The sequence below is a fragment of the Streptomyces sp. NBC_01237 genome (genome assembly GCF_035917275.1).
GTDB lineage: Bacteria > Actinomycetota > Actinomycetes > Streptomycetales > Streptomycetaceae > Streptomyces.
In genome coordinates this window covers 2,183,216-2,202,374 of record NZ_CP108508.1, presented here as the reverse complement: position 1 = coordinate 2,202,374, position 19,159 = coordinate 2,183,216, and the positions used below count along the sequence as shown (strand labels likewise).

20 protein-coding genes are annotated in these 19,159 nt (G+C 73.7%); 19 read left to right on the top strand and 1 reads right to left on the bottom strand.

The window, feature by feature from the left end:
• Nucleotides 1-10 precede the first annotated feature (10 nt).
• The 9 genes from hisH (at nt 11) to OG251_RS09770 (ending at nt 10,425) form a co-directional block, all read left to right on the top strand.
• Entirely contained in the window at nt 11-652 is a 642-nt protein-coding gene (hisH, locus tag OG251_RS09810) for an imidazole glycerol phosphate synthase subunit HisH (RefSeq protein WP_326676794.1), read from the top strand.
• Complete coding sequence (gene priA / locus OG251_RS09805) at nt 652-1,377, top strand: bifunctional 1-(5-phosphoribosyl)-5-((5-phosphoribosylamino)methylideneamino)imidazole-4-carboxamide isomerase/phosphoribosylanthranilate isomerase PriA (protein WP_326676793.1); 726 nt, start codon at nt 652-654, stop codon at nt 1,375-1,377. The genes hisH and priA overlap by 1 nt, the downstream gene beginning before the upstream one ends.
• Nucleotides 1,374-1,772: a RidA family protein gene (locus tag OG251_RS09800; protein WP_326676792.1), complete on the top strand. Its 399-nt coding sequence runs from the start codon at nt 1,374-1,376 to the stop codon at nt 1,770-1,772. Before priA ends, OG251_RS09800 begins: the two co-directional genes overlap by 4 nt.
• Entirely contained in the window at nt 1,769-2,524 is a 756-nt protein-coding gene (gene hisF / locus OG251_RS09795) for an imidazole glycerol phosphate synthase subunit HisF (RefSeq protein WP_326676791.1), read from the top strand. Before OG251_RS09800 ends, hisF begins: the two co-directional genes overlap by 4 nt.
• 189 nt (nt 2,525-2,713) lie before the next feature.
• On the top strand, nt 2,714-3,643 hold the full coding sequence (bdeA, locus tag OG251_RS09790) for a bis(hydroxyethyl) terephthalate hydrolase (protein WP_326676790.1): 930 nt from the start codon (nt 2,714-2,716) through the stop codon (nt 3,641-3,643).
• Nucleotides 3,644-3,876: 233 nt separating this feature from the next.
• Nucleotides 3,877-6,756 carry a helix-turn-helix transcriptional regulator gene (locus OG251_RS09785; RefSeq protein ID WP_326676789.1) on the top strand — a complete coding sequence of 960 codons (2,880 nt, stop codon included), beginning with the start codon at nt 3,877-3,879 and terminating at the stop codon, nt 6,754-6,756.
• A 125-nt stretch (nt 6,757-6,881) separates the two neighbouring features.
• Entirely contained in the window at nt 6,882-8,327 is a 1,446-nt protein-coding gene (locus OG251_RS09780) for a helix-turn-helix domain-containing protein (RefSeq protein WP_326676788.1), read from the top strand.
• A 225-nt stretch (nt 8,328-8,552) separates the two neighbouring features.
• Nucleotides 8,553-9,140, top strand: a complete 588-nt coding sequence (locus tag OG251_RS09775) for an ArsR/SmtB family transcription factor (protein WP_326676787.1) — start codon at nt 8,553-8,555, stop codon at nt 9,138-9,140.
• A gap of 28 nt (nt 9,141-9,168) precedes the next feature.
• Complete coding sequence (locus OG251_RS09770; RefSeq protein WP_326676786.1) at nt 9,169-10,425, top strand: MFS transporter; 1,257 nt, start codon at nt 9,169-9,171, stop codon at nt 10,423-10,425.
• A 97-nt stretch (nt 10,426-10,522) separates the two neighbouring features.
• Here the strand turns inward: OG251_RS09770 and OG251_RS09765 are convergent, their stop codons facing one another.
• On the bottom strand, nt 10,523-11,155 hold the full coding sequence (locus OG251_RS09765) for a TIGR03085 family metal-binding protein (protein ID WP_326676785.1): 633 nt from the start codon (nt 11,153-11,155) through the stop codon (nt 10,523-10,525).
• Nucleotides 11,156-11,240: 85 nt separating this feature from the next.
• Between OG251_RS09765 and hisI the strand changes: the two genes are divergently transcribed.
• From hisI to OG251_RS09715, 10 genes are all read left to right on the top strand, one after another.
• Nucleotides 11,241-11,621, top strand: a complete 381-nt coding sequence (gene hisI, locus OG251_RS09760) for a phosphoribosyl-AMP cyclohydrolase (RefSeq protein WP_073725339.1) — start codon at nt 11,241-11,243, stop codon at nt 11,619-11,621.
• Nucleotides 11,622-11,632: 11 nt separating this feature from the next.
• Nucleotides 11,633-13,141 (top strand): anthranilate synthase component I, encoded by a 1,509-nt coding sequence (locus tag OG251_RS09755; RefSeq protein ID WP_326676784.1) that lies wholly within the window; start codon nt 11,633-11,635, stop codon nt 13,139-13,141.
• Complete coding sequence (locus OG251_RS09750) at nt 13,141-13,809, top strand: TIGR02234 family membrane protein (RefSeq protein ID WP_326676783.1); 669 nt, start codon at nt 13,141-13,143, stop codon at nt 13,807-13,809. Before OG251_RS09755 ends, OG251_RS09750 begins: the two co-directional genes overlap by 1 nt.
• Before the next feature lie 107 nt (nt 13,810-13,916).
• A complete protein-coding gene (locus tag OG251_RS09745) occupies nt 13,917-14,168 on the top strand; it encodes an HGxxPAAW family protein (protein WP_073725345.1) in 252 nt (83 codons plus the stop codon).
• Between the two features lie 305 nt (nt 14,169-14,473).
• Nucleotides 14,474-14,878 carry a DUF2752 domain-containing protein gene (locus OG251_RS09740; protein WP_326676782.1) on the top strand — a complete coding sequence of 135 codons (405 nt, stop codon included), beginning with the start codon at nt 14,474-14,476 and terminating at the stop codon, nt 14,876-14,878.
• Nucleotides 14,879-14,993: 115 nt separating this feature from the next.
• Complete coding sequence (gene trpC, locus OG251_RS09735) at nt 14,994-15,803, top strand: indole-3-glycerol phosphate synthase TrpC (protein WP_073725349.1); 810 nt, start codon at nt 14,994-14,996, stop codon at nt 15,801-15,803.
• Between the two features lie 8 nt (nt 15,804-15,811).
• Nucleotides 15,812-16,027, top strand: a complete 216-nt coding sequence (gene trpM, locus OG251_RS09730; RefSeq protein ID WP_326676781.1) for a tryptophan biosynthesis modulator TrpM — start codon at nt 15,812-15,814, stop codon at nt 16,025-16,027.
• Between the two features lie 138 nt (nt 16,028-16,165).
• Nucleotides 16,166-17,401, top strand: a complete 1,236-nt coding sequence (trpB, locus tag OG251_RS09725) for a tryptophan synthase subunit beta (RefSeq protein WP_326676780.1) — start codon at nt 16,166-16,168, stop codon at nt 17,399-17,401.
• Nucleotides 17,398-18,219 carry a tryptophan synthase subunit alpha gene (trpA, locus tag OG251_RS09720; RefSeq protein WP_326676779.1) on the top strand — a complete coding sequence of 274 codons (822 nt, stop codon included), beginning with the start codon at nt 17,398-17,400 and terminating at the stop codon, nt 18,217-18,219. The genes trpB and trpA overlap by 4 nt, the downstream gene beginning before the upstream one ends.
• A gap of 76 nt (nt 18,220-18,295) precedes the next feature.
• Nucleotides 18,296-19,120, top strand: coding sequence for a DsbA family protein (locus tag OG251_RS09715; protein ID WP_326676778.1), 825 nt, complete (start codon nt 18,296-18,298; stop codon nt 19,118-19,120).
• Nucleotides 19,121-19,159 lie beyond the last annotated feature (39 nt).

Here is a 19,159-nt window from a genome sequence, read left to right as displayed (position 1 = left end):
GGAACGAGCTGTGAGCGACAACAAGAAGGTCGTCGTCTTCGACTACGGCTTCGGCAACGTCCGTTCCGCCGAGCGGGCCCTGGCCCACGTCGGCGCGGACGTCGAGATCACCCGCGACTACGACCGGGCGATGAACGCCGACGGGCTGCTGGTGCCCGGCGTCGGTGCCTTCTCCGCCTGCATGGACGGGCTGAAGCGGGCCCGCGGCGACTGGATCATCGGCCGCCGGCTCTCCGGCGGACGTCCCGTCATGGGCATCTGCGTCGGCATGCAGATCCTCTTCGAGCGCGGCATCGAGCACGGTGTGGAGACGGACGGCCTGGACGAGTGGCCCGGCACCGTCGGCCCGCTCAAGGCCGACGTCGTACCGCACATGGGCTGGAACACCGTCGAGGCCCCCGAGGGCTCCCGGCTCTTCGCCGGTCTCGACGCGGAGGCCCGGTACTACTTCGTGCACTCCTACGCCGCGCACGACTGGTCCCTCGAAGTCACCAACGCCAAGATCCGCGCCCCCAGGGTCACCTGGGCCACGCACGGCGAACGGTTCGTGGCCGCCGTCGAGAACGGCGCGCTGTGGGCCACCCAGTTCCACCCCGAGAAGTCCGGCGATGCCGGCGCCCAGCTGCTGACCAACTGGATCGAGACGCTGTAATGCCGAAGCTTGAACTGCTCCCCGCCGTCGACGTCCGCGACGGCCAGGCCGTCCGCCTCGTCCACGGCGAGTCCGGCTCCGAGACCTCCTACGGCTCCCCGCTGGAGGCCGCCCTCGCCTGGCAGCGCGCCGGTGCCGAGTGGCTGCACCTCGTCGACCTGGACGCCGCCTTCGGCACCGGCGACAACCGGAAGCTGATCGCCGAAGTGGCCGGCGCCATGGACATCAAGGTCGAGCTGTCCGGCGGCATCCGCGACGACGCCTCGCTCGCCGCGGCCCTCGCCACCGGCTGCCGCCGGGTCAACCTCGGCACCGCCGCCCTGGAGACCCCCGAGTGGGTCGCCAAGGTCATCGCCGAGCACGGCGACAAGATCGCGGTCGGCCTGGACGTACGCGGCACGACGCTGCGCGGCCGTGGCTGGACCCGCGACGGCGGCGACCTCTACGAGACCCTCGCCCGCCTCGACTCCGAGGGCTGCGCCCGCTACGTCGTCACCGACATCGCCAAGGACGGCACCCTCCAGGGCCCCAACCTGGAACTCCTGAAGAACGTCTGCGCCGCCACCGACAAGCCCGTCGTCGCCTCCGGCGGCGTCTCCTCGCTGGACGATCTGCGGGCCATCTCCTCGCTCGTCCCGGACGGTGTCGAGGGCGCGATCGTCGGCAAGGCGCTGTACGCCGAGGCGTTCACCCTGGAAGAGGCACTGAAGGCGGTCTCGGAATGAGCGACTCCGTACGCCGCTTCGCCTCGGGCGCCCCGTGGGAGGAGAAGTTCGGCTACTCCCGCGCCGTGGAACTCCCGGGCGGCCTGGTCCTGGTGTCCGGCTGCACCTCCGTGGTCAACGGCCAGATCTCGGCGGGCAGCCCGTACGAGCAGACCATCACCTCCTTCGAGGTCGCGTTCGAGGCGCTGAAGGCGGCGGGCCTCGGCCGCGAGGACGTCGTCCGTACCCGGATGTACCTCACCCACGCCCGCGACGTGGACGACGTCGGCCGCGCCCACAAGGAGCTGTTCGACGCCGTACGCCCCGCCGCGTCCATGATCATCGTGTCCGGCCTCGTCGATCCCGGCCTCGTCGTCGAGGTCGAGGTCGAGGCCCACCGGGCAGGTGCGCGGTGACCCTCGCGGTACGCGTCATCCCCTGCCTGGACGTCGACAACGGCCGGGTCGTCAAGGGCGTCAACTTCCAGAACCTGCGGGACGCCGGTGACCCCGTCGAGATGGCCAAGCTGTACGACGCCGAGGGCGCCGACGAGCTGACCTTCCTCGACATCACCGCCTCCAGCGGCGACCGCGAGACGACCTACGACGTGGTGCGCCGCACCGCCGAGCAGGTCTTCATCCCGCTCACCGTCGGCGGCGGCGTCCGCACCCCGGACGACGTCGACAAGCTGCTGCGAGCCGGGGCCGACAAGGTCGGCGTCAACACCGCCGCCATCGCCCGCCCCGACCTGATCCGCGAGATCGCCGAACGCTTCGGGCGCCAGGTGCTCGTGCTCTCCGTCGATGCCCGGCGCACCGCGCGGGGGACCTTCGAGGTCACCACGCACGGCGGCCGCAGGGGCACCGGCATCGACGCCGTGGAATGGGCCCACCGGGCCGCCGAGCTGGGCGCCGGAGAGATCCTGCTCAACTCGATGGACGCCGACGGCACCAAGGACGGCTACGACACCGAGATGATCACGGCGGTACGCGCACACGTCACCGTCCCCGTCATCGCCTCCGGTGGCGCCGGCCGGCTCGCGGACTTCGCGCCGGCCGTCGAGGCGGGCGCCGACGCGGTGCTCGCCGCGTCCGTCTTCCACTTCGGTGACCTGCGCATCTCCGAGGTCAAGGGCGCTCTGCGGGAAGCCGGACACCCGGTCCGCTGACAGAAGCGGCGAGGGGGCCGGTCCTCAGGACCGGCGATCTCGCCGATGCGCACCCCAGGGGTGCACCGCGAAAGTGACGACCGCCAACGAACAACGGCGGTACCCACGCGGTGCACCCCGACAGCCCCGGACGACGGGTTCTCGGTCCCCGTGCGGTGTGGTTCCGCCACAACCGAGAGGACCCCCCTCGTGCAGCAGCACCTCCCCTCCGGCGACACCTCCCCGCGCCCCCGGACCGCCAAGAGCCGCTCCCGTACCCTCAAGGGCCTGCTGGCCGCCGCAGCCGCGACCGCGGGTCTGATGACCGCGCTGGTCCCCGGCGCCCAGGCCGCCGACAACCCCTACGAGCGCGGACCGGCACCGACCGTCTCCAGCATCGAGGCGAGCCGCGGCTCCTACGCCACCTCGCAGACCTCGGTCTCCTCGCTGAGCGTCAGCGGCTTCGGCGGCGGCACCATCTACTACCCGACGTCCACCGCCGACGGCACCTTCGGCGCGGTCGTCATCTCGCCCGGCTTCACCGCCTACCAGTCCTCCATAGCCTGGCTGGGCCCGCGCCTGGCCTCGCAGGGCTTCGTCGTCTTCACCATCGACACCAACACCACGCTGGACCAGCCCGACAGCCGTGGCCGTCAACTCCTCGCGGCCCTCGACTACCTGACCAAGAACAGCTCGGTGCGCGGCCGGGTCGACGCCACCCGGCTCGGAGTGATGGGCCACTCCATGGGCGGCGGCGGCACGCTGGAGGCCGCGAAGAGCCGCACCTCGCTCAAGGCGGCGATCCCGCTGACCGGCTGGAACCTCGACACCACCTGGCCCGAACTGCGCACCCCCACCCTGGTGGTGGGAGCCGACGGCGACACGATCGCCCCCGTCGCCACGCACTCCGATCCGTTCTACAGGTCGCTGCCCGGCTCGCTGGACAAGGCGTACCTGGAGCTGCGGGGCGCCACGCACTTCACCCCGAACAGCTCCAACACCACGATCGCCAAGTACAGCATCTCGTGGCTGAAGCGCTTCATCGACAATGACACCCGCTACGAGCAGTTCCTCTGCCCGATCCCGCAGGCGAGCCTGACCATCGCCGAGTACCGGGGCAACTGCCCGCACACCTCGTAGTCGGGGGGAGGGGGGCCGGACCGGCGCGGACGGTCCGGCCCTTCCACGCGTGTGCTCCCAACCCCTCCGCGTAGGTGCTCCCGGCCGTGCGTGCGCTTCCGCCCCCTCCCCGTGTGTGCCCGTGCACAGCGCCCCCGCCTCCGCCCTGTGAGTCCGCACCGCACCGGGCCGCCCCGGACGGGCCGGCGGACGCGGACCTTCCGGGACTCGTTACGCGGAAGTAACGTGCGGGTGTGACCCCATCGACCGTGCACAGTCCGCCCCGGCTGTACGGCCGCAGCGGTGAACTCGCCATCCTGGAAACCTTGTTGGCCCGACTGCACCGGGGCGACGGCGGTGCGCTCGCACTGACCGCACCCCCGGGCCTCGGCCGCACCGCCCTCCTGCTCCAGGCCGCCGCCGCCCACCGGGACCGCGGTGCGGGGCACCTGCTCCAGGCCGCCGCGGCCCCCGCCGAACGCCACCTGCCGCACAGCGGGCTGCACGCCCTGCTCTGTTCCGCGCCGGGCCCCCTGCCCGTACCGCCCGACCTCGTACTGCGCAACGGCATCACCCCTGGCGCCCTGCTCGCCCTGCTGCGGGAACTCGGCGCCGAACGGCCGTTGCTGGTCTGCGTGGACGACGCCCACGCCTGGGACCCCGCCTCGCGGGCCGCCCTCGCCTTCGCGGCCCGCCGGCTCGGTGCGGGCAGCCGGGTCGCCGTGCTGATCACCGCTGTCGAGGGGATCGGTGCCGTCGACAGGAGCGGTGCCGCCGCGGAGACCTGCTTCGCCGGACTGCCCGCCGTCCGGCTCGGGCCCCTGGACGAGGACGCGGCCTCGGCGTTCCTGGACCGGCTCACCGACGACGCCGGTGAGCCCGACCCGGTCGTACGGAGCGAGCTGCTGCGGGAGGCGGCCGGAAACCCGCGCCTGCTCGCCGGACTCGCGGGCCGCCTCACCCCCGACCAGCTGACCGGACGCACCCCGCTGCCCTACCCGCTGCCCGGCGGCGAAAGCGTGCTGGCCGACCACGCCGCCCACCTCGACGGACTCCCGGCCGACACCCGCACCCTGCTCCTGCTCGCCGCGGCGGCCCAGGAACACGAACCCGAGGGCACCGGGTCGGAGACCGCCCTGCTGCTGCGGGCGGGCAACCGGGCGGGCCTGGCCCCCGCGGTGGTGGACCGTGCGCTGTTCGGGCCCGCCGGAACCGTGAGCGCACTCCAACGCGTGGGCAGCCGCGTCCACTTCCGCCACCCGCTGCTGGGCCGCGCCGTCCTGCGCCACGCGCCGCCGGAGCGCCGCCGCGCCGCCCACGGCCTGCTCGCCACCCTGCTGGCGGCTGCCTCGCCGCAGCGGCCGCCGCTGCCCGCGCTCGTCCAGCGGGCCTGCGCCGTCCCGGGCCCCGACGCCGCGCTCGCCGGACTGCTGGCGGCCGCCGCCGTGGCCCCGCGCCCGCCCGCCGAACGGTCCGCCGCGCTGGTCCGCGCGGCCGTGCTCTCCACCGACGCCACCCTGCGCGCCGCGCGGTTCGCCGAAGCCGCCGACCACGCCAGGCTCGCGGGCGACCCGGCCCGGACCCGCGCGCTGCTGGCCCGTCGCGGTCCGGCCGGTGCCCCGGAAGGCGGCCTCGCCCCCTATGTGCACGGCATGCTCGCCCTGCGCGCCGGACCCGCGGCCGACGCCAGGGAAGCGCTCCTCGCCGCGGCCGCGCTGCTCGCCCCGCACGACCCCCGCCGCACCCTCGACGCCCTGCTCGGCGCGGCCGAGGCCGCCTGGGCGACGGGCGACGCCCGCGCCTACCTGGACGCGATGCGCCGCATCCCCCTCGCGTCGCCCGACCGTGCCCTGGACCGGTACCGGGCCGGAATGTGCGCCGTACTGGGTTCACGTACCGCCGAAGGGCATGCCCTGCTGCGCCGGTGCCTCGACTTCGCCGACCGCACCGAGGACCCGCCCGCCCTGCTGCGGGCCGGAGTCTCGGCCCTGGTGCTCGGCGAGGTCGACGCCGCCTGCCGGGCCGGGGCGCGGGCACTCGCCGCCGTACGCACGAAGGGGCCCGACGAACTGCTGCCGCGGGCCCTGGAACACCTCGCCTACGCCGAACTGCGGGCCGGACGGCACGCCGGGGCCCGCGCCCACGCGCTGGAGGGACTGCACGCCGCGCGCCGTACCGGACAGCCCAACGCCTCCGCCCACCTGCACGCCGTGCTGGCCCTCGCCGCGTCGGTGGAGGGCCCCGCGGAGGTCTGCGCCGCCCACCACGACGCCGCCCTGGCCGCGGCGGGGCCGCACGGGCTCGCCCAGGCGGTGACCCTCGCCACCTGGGCGGTCGCCCGCGCGGACCTGGCCTGCGGGCGCCCCGGTGAGGCGGCGGCCCGGCTCGCGCCCTTGGTGCGGCCGGGACCGCACCAGGGCCACTTCGCCGCCCGGATGCTCGCCGTGCCCTGCTACATCGAGGCGGCCGTGCTCTCCGGGCGGGCCGCCGACGACGGCGACGGCGCGACGGCGGCCGGACTCGCCACGGCCGTCGCCGAGTTCGCTCGGTGGAGCGCGAACACCGCCGACCCGCAGGCCCCCGCCCAGCTCGCCCGCTGCCGGGCCCTGCTGGCACCCCCGGAGGAGGCCGCCGCCCGGTACGCGGAAGCCCTGGCCCATCACGACCGGGCCGACGGCGGCTTCGAACGGGCCCGCACCCAGCTGCTGTACGGGCAGTGGCTGCGCCGCCGGCGCCGTACCAGGGAGGCCCGCGGCCCGCTGCGCGACGCCCTCGTCGCCTTCGAACGCTGCTCCGCACGCGCCTGGGCGGTCCGGGCGGGCGGGGAACTGCGGGCGGCGGGGGAGGCGGTGGACGTACCGGAGACCGGAGGGACCGGGCCGTCGGCCGGGCTCACCCCGCAGCAGCGGCGCATCGCCCGCTGTGTGGCCGAGGGCGCCACCAACCGCGAAGTGGCGGAGCGGCTCTCCCTGAGCCCCCGGACCGTCGACCACCATCTGCGCAATGTCTTCGCCGCGCTGGGCATCCGCTCCCGGACCGAACTGGCCCGGCTGTTCGCCGGTGGCCGGCCGGAAGTCCCTCATGTGTCCGGGAGGTTGCCGGACCGTGATGAGAAGTATTCCGCAGACCTCTAGGTACCGACCGGGCGGTATGTCATTCTGCGACCGTCAGGATCATTCGGTCGTGCTCGCGCCCACTGCCGGGCCGGGTGCCCGAGCCGGCCCGACCCGGAGCCGGCCGATTCCCGGTGGAGGCCGCCATGCCACAGGTCGTACGTTCACGGATCCGGGCACCGCACGGTCCGCCCTCCGCGGTGCCGTCGCCGCGACGCTTCCGTTCGCTGGCCGACCGCGAGGCCGTCGAGGTGCTGCACCGGGCCGCGCGGGTCCTCGTCGCGGCGCTGCCGGAGCTCACGGAGCGGCTCGTCGACGCCCTGTACGAACAGGAACCCGGCTACCGCCCGGCGATCGAGGCCGACCGGTCCGAGGTCTGGCAGGAGGTCCACCATTCGCTGCGGCACAACGTCGGCTCGCTGATCCAGCCACGGGAGTTCCGGGAGGCCGCCCACCGCACCTCGCGGTGGATCGGCGAGATCCGGGCCGGGCAGGGCGTGCCGCTCGACGCCGTCCTGCACGCCTTCCGGATGGGCGGGGCGATGGTCTGGCAGGACCTCGTCGACGAGACCGCCCGTCGGAACCCCGACGACGTACGGCTGCTCGTCCATGTCGCCGCCGACGTCTGGAACTTCGTGGACGAGCACTGCGGGGTGGTGGCCGACGCCTACCGCCAGGCCGAACGACGGCTGACCTGGCGCCGTGAGAACCAGCAGCGGCTGATCACGGCCGCGCTGCTGGACGGCACGGCCCGGATCGCGGATCTGCCGGACGCGGCGGCGATGCTGGGCATCCCGGAGCACGGCCGGTACGCGGTGCTCGCCGTCCAAGCCGTCCCGGCCGTCCAAGCCGTCCCGCCTGCCTCGGCCGTCCCGGTCATCTCGTCTGTCCAGGCCGTCCCGGCCGTCCGGCCCGCCTCGGTCGCCCACCGCGCCCCGCACGACGCCGCCCTGCCGCCGCTGACCCTGCCCGCGGGCACGCCGGTGCTCTGGCACTCGGCTCCGGAGGGCGAGTTGGCGATCCTGCCGCTGGGCGGGGCGGCGCCGGCGGACACGTCGGTGGAGGGCGGAACGGGCGAGGACGCTGCGGGCCCGGACGGCGGTACCGACACCGCCGCCGCTCCGGGGGAACTCGCCCTGATCGCAGCCGAGTTGTCGGCCCCGGCCGGTACCCGGACCGGGATCAGCTCGGTCGTGGAGGGGCTTGCCGCGCTCGGCGACGCGAGGAGGCTGGCGCAGACCGCGCTGCGGGCCTGCCCGGCGGCCGGGGGAGTGGTCCTGCTCGACGAGCACCTGCCGGCCGCCCTCGTCGTCTCCTCCCCGGACCTCGGCGCCGCGCTCGCGGCCCGGGTGCTGGGGCCGCTCGGCCGACTGGACCCCGCCGACCGGGACGTCCTCATCGCGACCCTCACGGCGTGGCTGGACTCGGACGGGTCGGCGCAGCGTGCCGGAGCGCGGCTGTACTGCCACCGCAACACCGTGCTCAACCGGCTCCGGCGGTTCGAGCAGCTCACGGGGCGGTGCCTGACCCGGCCCTCGGACGCGGTCGAGGTGTCCCTGGCGCTGGCCGCTCGACGGCTGCTGGGCGCCTGAGAGCCCCGGACCCGCCGATCCCGCCGGTCCTGCCGACACCGCCGGACCCGCCGATCCCGCCGATCCCGCCGGAACGCCGAACCCGCCGGTCCTGCCGAAACGCCGAACCCGCCGATCCCGCCGGGCCGTCACGCGTCACCCGGCAGCCGACAGTCGGCGAGAACCCGCAGCATTTATTGCGCAATAAATATTGCGCAAGTTTCCTTTTCTTTCTACGGTGGGGGCATGCCCAGCAACGAACCCCGCCGCGTCTCCGACCTCGACACCCTCAAGGCGTTCGGTCACCCCCTGCGGATGAAGCTCTACCGGGCGCTCTACATCGCCCGCTCGGCCACCGCCTCCCAGCTGGCCGAACAGGTCGACGAGGCCGTCTCCCTGGTCAGCTACCACCTGCGCAGGCTCGCCGACCACGGGCTGATCGAGGAGGCCGAGGGGCAGGGAACGGACGGCCGCGAGCGCTGGTGGCGGCCCGCCTCCAAGGGGCTGACCTTCCACAGCGAGGACTTCGACGACGCACCCGAGAAGGCCGCCACGCACTCCGCCGTGGGCCGCCTCTCGTTCGACCAGCACATCGAACTCCACCGCCGCTTCCTCGACTCGTACCGGACCTGGTCGGCGCAGTGGCGCAGTGCCTCCTTCAGCTCCGAGTACCTGGCCACGCTCACCGCCGACGAGCTCGCCTCCCTCGGCCGGGAGATGCACGACCTGGTCAAGCGGTACGAGGACCGGGGCCGCGACCGCTTCGAGGCGGGCGACACGGAGGGCCGCGAGAACGTCGCCCTGCATGTGTACGGATTCCCGTTCCGCACCTGACGCGGCGCGCCCCGAGAGGACGACCCCCATGACCGGCACCACCCTCACGGCCACCGGCCCGGCCGCTCCCGCCGAGCGCCCCGCCCACCGCGACGGCAACGTGCTGCGCTGGCTCGGCGCGTACACCGCGTCGATGATCGGCGACAGCGTCTACTACATGGCCCTCGCCTGGGCCGCCGCCCGCACCGGCAGCGCCTCCCAGACCGGAATCGTGCTCGCCGTCGGCTCCATACCCAGGGCCCTGCTGATGCTCGGCGGGGGAGTGCTCGCCGACCGGTTCGGCCCGCGCCGCGTCGTCATCGGCAGCGACATCGCGCGCTGCGTCGTCGTCCTGGGCCTGGCGGGCGCCCTGCTGTTCACCTCGCCCGCGCTGTGGATGCTGATCGCCGTCGCGCTGGTCTTCGGCGTGGTCGACGCCCTGTTCCTGCCCGCCGTCGGTGCCCTGCCGCCCCGGATCAGTACCGCCGGACAGCTCACCAGGATCCAGGGGCTGCGCGGACTCTCCTCCCGCGCCGCCAATGTCCTCGGCGCCCCGCTCGGCGGGTTCGCGGTCGCCCTCGGCGGGCCCGTGCTCGCCTTCGCCGCCGCCGGGGTGCTCTTCGCCGTGTCGCTGCCCCTGCTCCTGGCCGTACGGATCCGGCCGCTGCCCGAAAGCGACGCCACCGAGCGATCCGGCACGGCCTGGCAGGAGCTGACCGACGGGCTGCGCCACATCCGCCGCCATCCGCTGCTCGGGCCGCTGCTGCTCGTCATCGCCGTCAGCGAACTGGGCTTCGTCGGACCGCTCAACCTCGGACTGATCCTGCTCGCCCGGCAGCGCGACTGGGGCGCCACCGGCATGGGATGGATCGCCGCCGCGTTCGGTATCGGCGCGGGCGCGGCCGCCCTGCTGCTCGCGGTCCGGGGCCGGGTGCCGCGCGGCGGGCTCGTGATGTGCGTGACCGTGCTGACCGGCGCGGTCGGCGTCGGTGCCCTCGCGTACGCCCCGTCGGTGGCCCTGGCCGCCGCGGTCGCCGCCCTCGTCGGGCTCTTCATGGGCCTCGGCGGCGCCCTGTGCTCGGCGCTCGTGCAGACCGCGACCGAACCCGCCTACCTCGGCCGGGTCACCTCGGTCTCGACGCTCTTCACCCACGCCGTCGCACCGCTCAGCTACCCGGTCACCGGCGCGGCCGTCGCCGCCTGGGGCACCGGCCCGGTCTTCGTCGCCAGCGCGGCGCTGTGCGCGGCGGGCGCCGTCATCGGCCTGTCCTTCACCCGGCTCCGCCACGCCGAGCTGCCGGGCTGAGCCCGGCACGTCACGGGCCCGGCCCCGTACGCCTCGGCCCCCGCACGCACCGGCCCGTACCGGACCCGGCCCGGTACGGGCCCATGAGGTGCGAGGGCTACATCCCCAGCTGGGCCGTGTGCAGCCGGGTCACCGCTTCCTTGTCGCCGTCCAGCTCCACCGTCGCCGCGTCCTGCCGCCCGAACGCGAACAGCAGCAGCTCCCCCGGCTCCCCGGTCACCGTCACCACCGGGGTGCCCTTGTGCGCCACCGCCGTCTGGCCGTCCGGCCGGCGCAGCACCATCCCCACCGGGGACCTGCGGCCCAGCAGCCGTGCCATCTTCTCGGTGCGCGACCACAGCACATCGGCGAAGACCGGGTCCAGCTCCCGCCGCGACCAGTCGGCCTGGGCCCGGCGCACGTCCTCCGTATGGACGTAGAACTCGATGGTGTTGGCCACCTCGTCGAGCTGCTTGAGGGAGTACGGGGAGAATCGCGGCGGGCCCGTACGGATCAGCTGGATCAGCTCCTCGTACGGCTTCGCCGCGAATTCGGCCTGCACCCGCTCCATCCGGCTCCGCAGCGCGCCCACGAGCAGCCCGCCCGCCGCGTCCGGCCGCCGCTCGCGCACCACCACATGGGCGGCCAGGTCGCGGGCGTTCCATCCGTCGCACAGGGTCGGGGCCTCGGGACCTGCCGCCTCCAACAGGTCGGCAAGCAGAAGACGTTCACGCTTCGCATGGGTCGACATGACCGCCAGCGTACGACCGGTCCCCGCGGTCCGCCCAGTGGACGCCCGCCCGGCCGGTTCCCGCCACCACGGCACAATGGACCCCATGACCAGCACGCCCGGCACCCCGCCGCCCGCCAGCAGCCTCGACCCCGCCATCGCCGCCCGCCTCAAGCGCGGCGCCGACGGCCTGGTCCCCGCCATCGCCCAGCAGTACGACACCGGCGAGGTGCTGATGCTCGGCTGGATGGACGACGAGGCGCTGCACCGCACCCTCACCACCGGCCGCTGCACCTACTGGTCGCGCAGCCGCCAGGAGTACTGGGTCAAGGGCGACACCTCCGGACACATCCAGCGGGTCAGGTCCGTCGCCCTGGACTGCGACGCCGACACCGTCCTGGTGAAGGTCGACCAGACGGGTGCCGCCTGCCACACGGGGGACCGCACCTGTTTCGACGCGGACGTCCTCCCCCTCACGACGCAGTAAGGTCACCGGCCATGGATCTCGACACCTTCCGCAAGCTGGCCGTCGACCGGCGCGTCATCCCCGTCAGCCGCCGGCTCCTCGCGGACGGCGACACCCCGGTCGGGCTGTACCGCAAGCTCGCGGCCGAGCGGACCGGCACCTTCCTCCTCGAATCCGCGGAGAACGGCCGCACCTGGTCCCGCTACTCCTTCATCGGCGTACGCAGCGACGCCACCCTCACCGCCCGCGACGGGCAGGCCCACTGGCTCGGCACCCCGCCCGTCGGCGTCCCCGCCGCCGGGGACCCGCTCCAGGCGCTGCGCGCCACCGTCGAGACCCTGCACACCCCGCGCGACCTGGTCGCCGACGAGGGACTGCCGCCCTTCACCGGTGGCATGGTCGGCTACCTCGGGTACGACATCGTGCGCCGCCTGGAGAAGATCGGTGAGCACGGCGGGGACGACCTGGAACTCCCCGAACTGACCATGCTCCTCACCTCGGACCTCGCCGTCCTGGACCACTGGGACGGCACGGTCCTGCTGATCGCCAACGCGATCAACCACAACGACCTGGCGACCGGCGTCGACGAGGCGTACGCGGACGCCGTCGCCCGGCTCGACGCCATGGAGCAGGACCTGCGCCGCCCCGTGGAGAACGCCCCCGCCGTCCTGCCCCCGTCCGAGCTGCCGCCGTACACCGCCCTGTGGGGCGGCGAGGAGTTCCAGGACGCCGTCGAGGACATCAAGGAACGCATCAGGGCCGGTGAGGCCTTCCAGGTCGTCCCCTCCCAGCGCTTCGAAACCCCGTGCACGGCAAGCGCGTTGGACGTCTACCGGGTGCTGCGCGCCACCAACCCGTCGCCGTACATGTACCTCTTCCGCTTCGACGGGTTCGATGTCGTCGGCTCCAGCCCCGAAGCCCTCGTCAAGGTCGAGGACGGGCGCGCCATGGTCCACCCGATCGCCGGGACCCGGCACCGCGGCGCCACCCCGCAGGAGGACCAGGCGCTCGCCGAGGAACTGCTCGCCGACCCGAAGGAACGCGCCGAGCACCTGATGCTCGTCGACCTCGGCCGCAACGACCTCGGGCGCGTCTGCGAACCCGGCAGCGTCGAGGTCGTCGACTTCATGTCGGTCGAGCGGTACTCCCACGTGATGCACATCGTCTCCACCGTCACCGGCCGCGTCACCGAGGACCGCACCGCCTTCGACGTCCTCACCGCCTGCTTCCCGGCGGGCACCCTCTCCGGGGCCCCCAAGCCGCGGGCGATGCAGATCATCGAGGAGCTCGAACCCACCCGCCGCGGGTTGTACGGAGGCTGCGTCGGCTACCTCGACTTCGCCGGGGACTCCGACACCGCCATCGCCATCCGCACCGCGCTGCTGCGCGACGGCACCGCGTACGTACAGGCCGGAGCCGGGATCGTCGCCGATTCCGACCCCGTCGCCGAGGACACCGAATGCCGCAACAAGGCCGCCGCCGTCCTGCGGGCCGTCCATACGGCCAACCGGCTCCGCGAGCACCGGAGCGGTAGGGGATAGTGGAGGGCGTGAGTGCCGTCCCCGTACCCCAGCCCCGTGCCCGAGCCGCCGCGTCCGACTCCGCCCCCGACAGCGCGGGAAGCCGACGCAGTCTGGCCGCCGGTCTGTTCCTCGGCGCGATCGGCGCGACCGTCGTCCTCCTCGCCTCCGGCCAGACATGGGCCGAGGGCAGGGCCACCGTGGGCGGCGGTGCCCTGCCGCTGTCCGCGGACGGCCAGGATGTCACCGGGCTGCCGGCCGCCCTGGCCATAGTCGCCCTGGCCGCGCTCGTCGCCGTCTTCGCCGTGCGGGGCGCCGGACGCCTGGCCGTCGCCGGGCTCCTCGCCCTCAGCGGCCTCGGCGCCGCGCTCAGCGCCTGGTCCGGTGCCTTCGACAGCTCGGCCCTCGACGCGAAGGCCGCCCGGTCCACCGGTGACGCCTCTGCCACGGTCGGCGCCCTCGGCCACACCGCCTGGCCCTACGTCACGGCCGTCGGCGGCGTGCTGATCCTGCTCGCCGGACTGCTCGCCCTGCGCTACGGCAGCCGCTGGCCCACCATGTCGGGACGGTACGAACGCGACGGCACCCCGCGCCCCGGCAGGGCCCCCCGCACCGCTCCGGATCCCGACCGGCCCGAGGACCTGTGGAAGGCCATGGACCGCGGCGAGGACCCGACGCGCGAGGCATGACCCCCCAGCTCACGTCCTACCGGCACGTACGGGACAATGGCCGTGAGCTTTCCCCGCGGCGACAGCCACGGCGATACCCACAGCGCAACACCAACGAGGAGCAACTCATGGCGGGCAGCAGCCACGGACACACCCCGGCCGCCTGGACCGGTGTCATCATCTCGTTCATCGGCTTCTGCGTCGCAGGCGTCTTCATGGTCGCGGCCAACCCGCTCGGCTTCTGGGCCGGTATCGCCGTCATCTTCGTCGGCGGCGTCGTCGGCCTCGCCATGAAGGCCGCCGGTCTCGGCATGCCGAAGGAGTCGTCCGAGATGGCGGCGGCCAGGGCCCGCGCCGGACAGGCACAGATCTCCCACTGATCCGGGACATGTCCGGCCCCGGCCGGAGACACGACGCGAGGCGCAGCCCGGCACGGGCTGCGCCTTTCCGTATGAGCGGGGACAATCGGCGGGTGGACGCCTCGCCTTCTCCCGCCGCAGCCCCGCCCCCCGACCCCGGGGCGGCCCGCCCGGCCCCGCAGCCGGGGTCCGGGCCGCAGCCCGCGCCGCCGGGGTCCGGACCGCAGCCCGCCCGGCCGGGCCCGGTCCCGCAGTCCGCCCCGCACCCCCCGTACGCGACCGAGCCCCCGCCGCATGCCCACGGCGCCCCCGCCCGACCACCCGCCGTGCCCCCCTCGCGCCTGCGGCGCTTCGCCACACCCGTGGGCATCCTGGCCGCCGTCGTCGCCGCCTTCGGTTACGTCGCCACGGTCGACCCCAATGAACCCGGCCACTACCCGGTCTGCCCGCTGCTGGGGCTCACCGGGCTGTACTGTCCGGGCTGCGGCGGGCTCCGCAGCGCCCACGCCTTCGCCCACGGCGACATCGGCGCGGCGTTCGGCGCCAATGCCGTCGCCGTCGTCGGCTACTTCCTCTTCGCCGTCGTCTGGGTGCTCTGGATGGTCAGGGCGGGCCGGGGGCAGCCCCTGCGGATCGGTCTGGCACCGGTCCACTGGTGGGGGATCGGCGCCGTTCTGCTGGTCTTCTCCGTCGTCCGGAATCTGCCTTTCGGATCGGCGCTGGCACCATGAATGCCCAGGTAGTGGGACACAACCCAGCCGGATGCGAGCCCCGCGGCCTCCTGCGGATACCATCGGGATGGCTGATCCTGTTCCCTCATCACCGTTTCGGAAGGGGGCCGCTCGCGTGAGTGTGCTCGACGAGATCATCGACGGCGTACGCGCCGACCTCGCGGAGCGGCAGGCGCGCGTCAGCCTCGACGAGCTGAAGGAGCGCGCGGCCCGCGCCCCCCAGGCCAAGGACGGAGTCGCCGCCCTGCGCGGCGAGGGCGTCACCGTCATCTGCGAGGTCAAGCGCTCGTCCCCCTCCAAGGGGGCCCTTGCCGCGATCGCCGACCCGGCCGCGCTCGCCGCCGACTACGAGGCGGGCGGCGCGTCCGTCATCTCGGTCCTCACCGAGGAGCGCCGCTTCGGCGGTTCGCTCGCCGACCTGGAGGCCGTCCGCGCCAAGGTCGACATCCCGGTCCTGCGCAAGGACTTCATCGTCACCTCCTACCAGCTGTGGGAGGCCCGCGCCTACGGCGCCGACCTCGCCCTGCTGATCGTCGCCGCCCTTGACCAGGAGGCCCTGGTCTCGCTCATCGAGCGGGCCGAGTCGATCGGCCTGACGCCGATCGTCGAGGCGCACGACGAGGAGGAGGCCGAGCGTGCCGTGGACGCCGGAGCCAGGATCATCGGCGTCAACGCGCGCAACCTGAAGGACCTCAAGGTCGACCGCTCCACCTTCGAGCGCGTCGCCCCCGAGATCCCGGACCACATCGTCAAGGTCGCCGAGTCCGGCGTCCGCGGCCCGCACGACCTCATCGCCTATGCCAACGCGGGCGCGGACGCCGTGCTCGTCGGCGAGTCCCTGGTCACCGGCCGTGACCCGCGCGCCGCCGTCGCCGACCTGGTCGCCGCGGGCGCCCACCCGGCACTCCGGCACGGACGGGGCTGACCCGGCCCATGTCCGCCGACCGCCCCGTGCCCCGCATCCGGCCGGGCCTGCGCCCCGCCGCCGCGAGCGCCCGGGACCCGCACGCCCCGCTGGCGCGCGGCTGCCGTCCCCGTGGCTGCCGCGCCCCCGCGCGCCGCGTCCACGGCCGGCGGGTGCGGTATGTGATCGGCGACGAGCCCGGCCAGGTCAACGGCATGCGATGGCGCACGGGGTCCGCGCTGTAGCGAGCCCCGGCCGACGTACCCGCACCACCCCACTCGTACGTACGACCGCACCGCCCCGACCGCCCGCCGGTCGCGGTGGCGCTCCGCTCACGGCGCATACGGTGAATCCACCCGTTGCCATGCCAAGGAGCACGTCGGATGTCCTCTGACTTCTTCATTCCGGACCCCGAGGGTCTGACCCCCAGCGCCGAGGGCTATTTCGGTGACTACGGCGGCAAGTTCATCCCGGAGGCGCTCGTCGCCGCCGTGGACGAGGTCGCCGTCGAGTACGACAAGGCGAAGGCCGACCCGGCCTTCGCCGCCGAGCTCAACGAGCTCATGGTCAACTACACGGGCCGCCCCAGCGCGCTGACCGAGGTCCCGCGCTTCGCCGAGCACGCGGGCGGGGCCCGGGTCTTCCTCAAGCGCGAGGACCTGAACCACACCGGCTCGCACAAGATCAACAACGTGCTGGGCCAGGCGCTGCTCACCAAGCGGATGGGCAAGACCCGCGTCATCGCCGAGACCGGCGCGGGCCAGCACGGTGTCGCCACCGCGACCGCCTGCGCCCTGTTCGGCCTCGAATGCACCATCTACATGGGCGAGATCGACACCGAGCGGCAGGCGTTGAACGTGGCGCGGATGCGGATGCTCGGCGCCGAGGTCATCGCCGTGAAGTCCGGCTCGCGCACCCTCAAGGACGCCATCAACGAGGCGTTCCGCGACTGGGTCGCCAATGTGGACCGCACGCACTACCTCTTCGGCACGGTCGCGGGCCCGCACCCGTTCCCGGCGATGGTCCGCGACTTCCACCGGGTGATCGGTGTCGAGGCCCGCCGCCAGATCCTGGAGCGGGCCGGCCGGCTGCCGGACGCCGCGGTCGCCTGTGTCGGCGGCGGCTCCAACGCCATCGGGCTCTTCCACGCCTTCATCCCGGACGCGGACGTCCGCCTGATCGGCTGCGAACCCGCCGGACACGGCGTGGAGACCGGCGAGCACGCGGCCACCCTGACCGCGGGCGAGCCCGGCATCCTGCACGGTTCCCGCTCCTACGTCCTCCAGGACGACGAGGGCCAGATCACCGAGCCGTACTCCATCTCGGCGGGGCTGGACTACCCGGGCATCGGCCCGGAGCACTCCTACCTCAAGGACATCGGCCGCGGCGAGTACCGCGCGGTCACCGACGACGCCGCCATGCAGGCCCTGCTGCTCCTGTCCCGTACCGAGGGCATCATCCCGGCCATCGAGAGCGCGCACGCGCTGGCCGGCGCCCTGGAGGTCGGACAGGAACTGGGCAAGGACGGGCTGATCCTGATCAACCTCTCCGGCCGCGGCGACAAGGACATGGACACGGCGGCCCGCTACTTCGGCCTGTACGACGGGGGTGCCAAGTGAGCACGCACAGCGGAAACACGGAACTGCTGAGCTCGACGCTGGCGAAGGCCAAGGGGGAGGACCGGGCGGCGCTGATCGCGTATCTCCCGGCCGGCTTCCCGACCGTCGACGGCGGCATCGAGGCCGTGAAGGCGGTCGTCGCGGGCGGCGCGGACATCGTCGAGGTCGGGCTGCCGCACAGCGACCCGGTGCTCGACGGACCGGTCATCCAGACCGCCGACGACATCGCCCTGCGCGGCGGCGTCCGGATCGCCGACGTGATGCGTACGGTCCGCGAGGCGTACGAGGCGACCGGCGCCCCGATCCTGATCATGACGTACTGGAACCCCATCGACCGGTACGGCATCGAGCGCTTCACCGCCGAGCTGGCCGCGGCGGGCGGGGCCGGGTGCATCCTGCCCGACCTGCCGGTCCAGGAGTCCGCCGTCTGGCGTGAGCACGCCGACAAGCACGGCCTCGCGACCGTGTTCGTCGTCGCGCCCAGCAGCCAGGACGCCCGGCTGGCCACCATTACCGCGGCGGGCTCCGGCTTCGTGTACGCCGCCTCGCTCATGGGCGTCACCGGCACCCGCGAGTCGGTCGGCGACGAGGCCCAGAACCTGGTGCGCCGCACCCGTGCCACCACCGACCTCCCCGTCTGCGTCGGCCTCGGTGTCTCCAACGCCGAGCAGGCCGCCGAGGTCGCGGGCTTCGCCGACGGAGTGATCGTCGGCTCGGCCTTCGTCAAGGGCATGCTGGACGCCCCCGACGAGGCGGCCGGTCTGGCCGCCGTCCGCGCCCTGGCGGGCGAACTGGCCGAAGGTGTTCGAAAGCGCTGATATCAGGCGTCACCCAAATGGGTGGAACTGTGACCGGGGAGGCGCGTACGTGCCTCCCCGGTTCGTTGCTGCGGGTGTGAGCGAGAACCGTGAGGGAAACAGAGCCGCGCGTGAGCGCCTTGCCCAGCAGCGCGAGCGGGACAAGGCGCGCGAGCGCCGCCGGCGCACACTGATCGTCTCGGCCGCAGTGGTCGGCGTGCTGGCCCTGGCGGCCGTGGCCGGACTGATCGCCGCCAACGCGGGCGACGACGACAGCGGTGGCAACGGGGCGGGCCCCGCCGTCGCCCCCTCGGGCGCCACCGGCAAGGACGCGCTCACCATCCCGGTCGGAGCGGCCGACGCCCCGTCCACGCTCACGATCTGGGAGGACTTCCGCTGCCCGGTCTGCGCCCAGTTCGAGAACGCCTTCCGGGACACGATCGCGGAGCTGGCGGACAGCGGCCGGATCAAGGTGGAGTACCACCTCGCCACGATCATCGACGGCAATCTCGGCGGTGACGGCTCGCTGCGCGCCGCCAACGCGGCCGCCTGCGCCCAGGACGTCGGCAAGTTCCCCGCGTACCACGACATCCTCTACAGCAATCAGCCCGCCGAGTCCGACGACGCCTTCGGCCGGAACAGCAAGCTGATCGAGCTGGCGGGCAAGGTCGAGGGTCTCGACACGCCCGGATTCCGCAGCTGTGTGGAGAGCGGCAAGCACGACAGCTGGGTCACCAAGTCCGACACGGCGTTCCGTAACGGCGGGTTCCAGGGCACACCGACCGCACTGCTCAACGGGGTGTCCATCTTCCCGAAGAAGGGCGACGAGCAGATCTCCGCCGCGAACCTCAAGAAGTGGGTCGCCGAGGCCAACAAGGGCAAGAAGCCGGGCACGGCCACTCCGGCCCCCTCGGGGTCCTGACGGGGTGCGGGGCGGGCGTCCAAGGGGACGCCTCGTTAC

Excerpts from the sequence above, each read along its gene's own strand:
- OG251_RS09780 (WP_326676788.1), top strand. The coding sequence starts at position 6,882 with ATGCCACAGGTCGTACGTTCACGGATCCGGGCACCGCACGGTCCGCCC.
- trpB (WP_326676780.1), top strand. The coding sequence starts at position 16,166 with ATGTCCTCTGACTTCTTCATTCCGGACCCCGAGGGTCTGACCCCCAGC.
- OG251_RS09755 (WP_326676784.1), top strand. The coding sequence starts at position 11,633 with ATGGATCTCGACACCTTCCGCAAGCTGGCCGTCGACCGGCGCGTCATC.
- hisI (WP_073725339.1), top strand. The coding sequence starts at position 11,241 with ATGACCAGCACGCCCGGCACCCCGCCGCCCGCCAGCAGCCTCGACCCC.
- OG251_RS09765 (WP_326676785.1), bottom strand. The coding sequence starts at position 11,155 with ATGTCGACCCATGCGAAGCGTGAACGTCTTCTGCTTGCCGACCTGTTG.
- OG251_RS09770 (WP_326676786.1), top strand. The coding sequence starts at position 9,169 with ATGACCGGCACCACCCTCACGGCCACCGGCCCGGCCGCTCCCGCCGAG.
- OG251_RS09745 (WP_073725345.1), top strand. The coding sequence starts at position 13,917 with ATGGCGGGCAGCAGCCACGGACACACCCCGGCCGCCTGGACCGGTGTC.
- OG251_RS09775 (WP_326676787.1), top strand. The coding sequence starts at position 8,553 with ATGCCCAGCAACGAACCCCGCCGCGTCTCCGACCTCGACACCCTCAAG.
- trpM (WP_326676781.1), top strand. The coding sequence starts at position 15,812 with ATGTCCGCCGACCGCCCCGTGCCCCGCATCCGGCCGGGCCTGCGCCCC.
- priA (WP_326676793.1), top strand. The coding sequence starts at position 652 with ATGCCGAAGCTTGAACTGCTCCCCGCCGTCGACGTCCGCGACGGCCAG.
- OG251_RS09800 (WP_326676792.1), top strand. The coding sequence starts at position 1,374 with ATGAGCGACTCCGTACGCCGCTTCGCCTCGGGCGCCCCGTGGGAGGAG.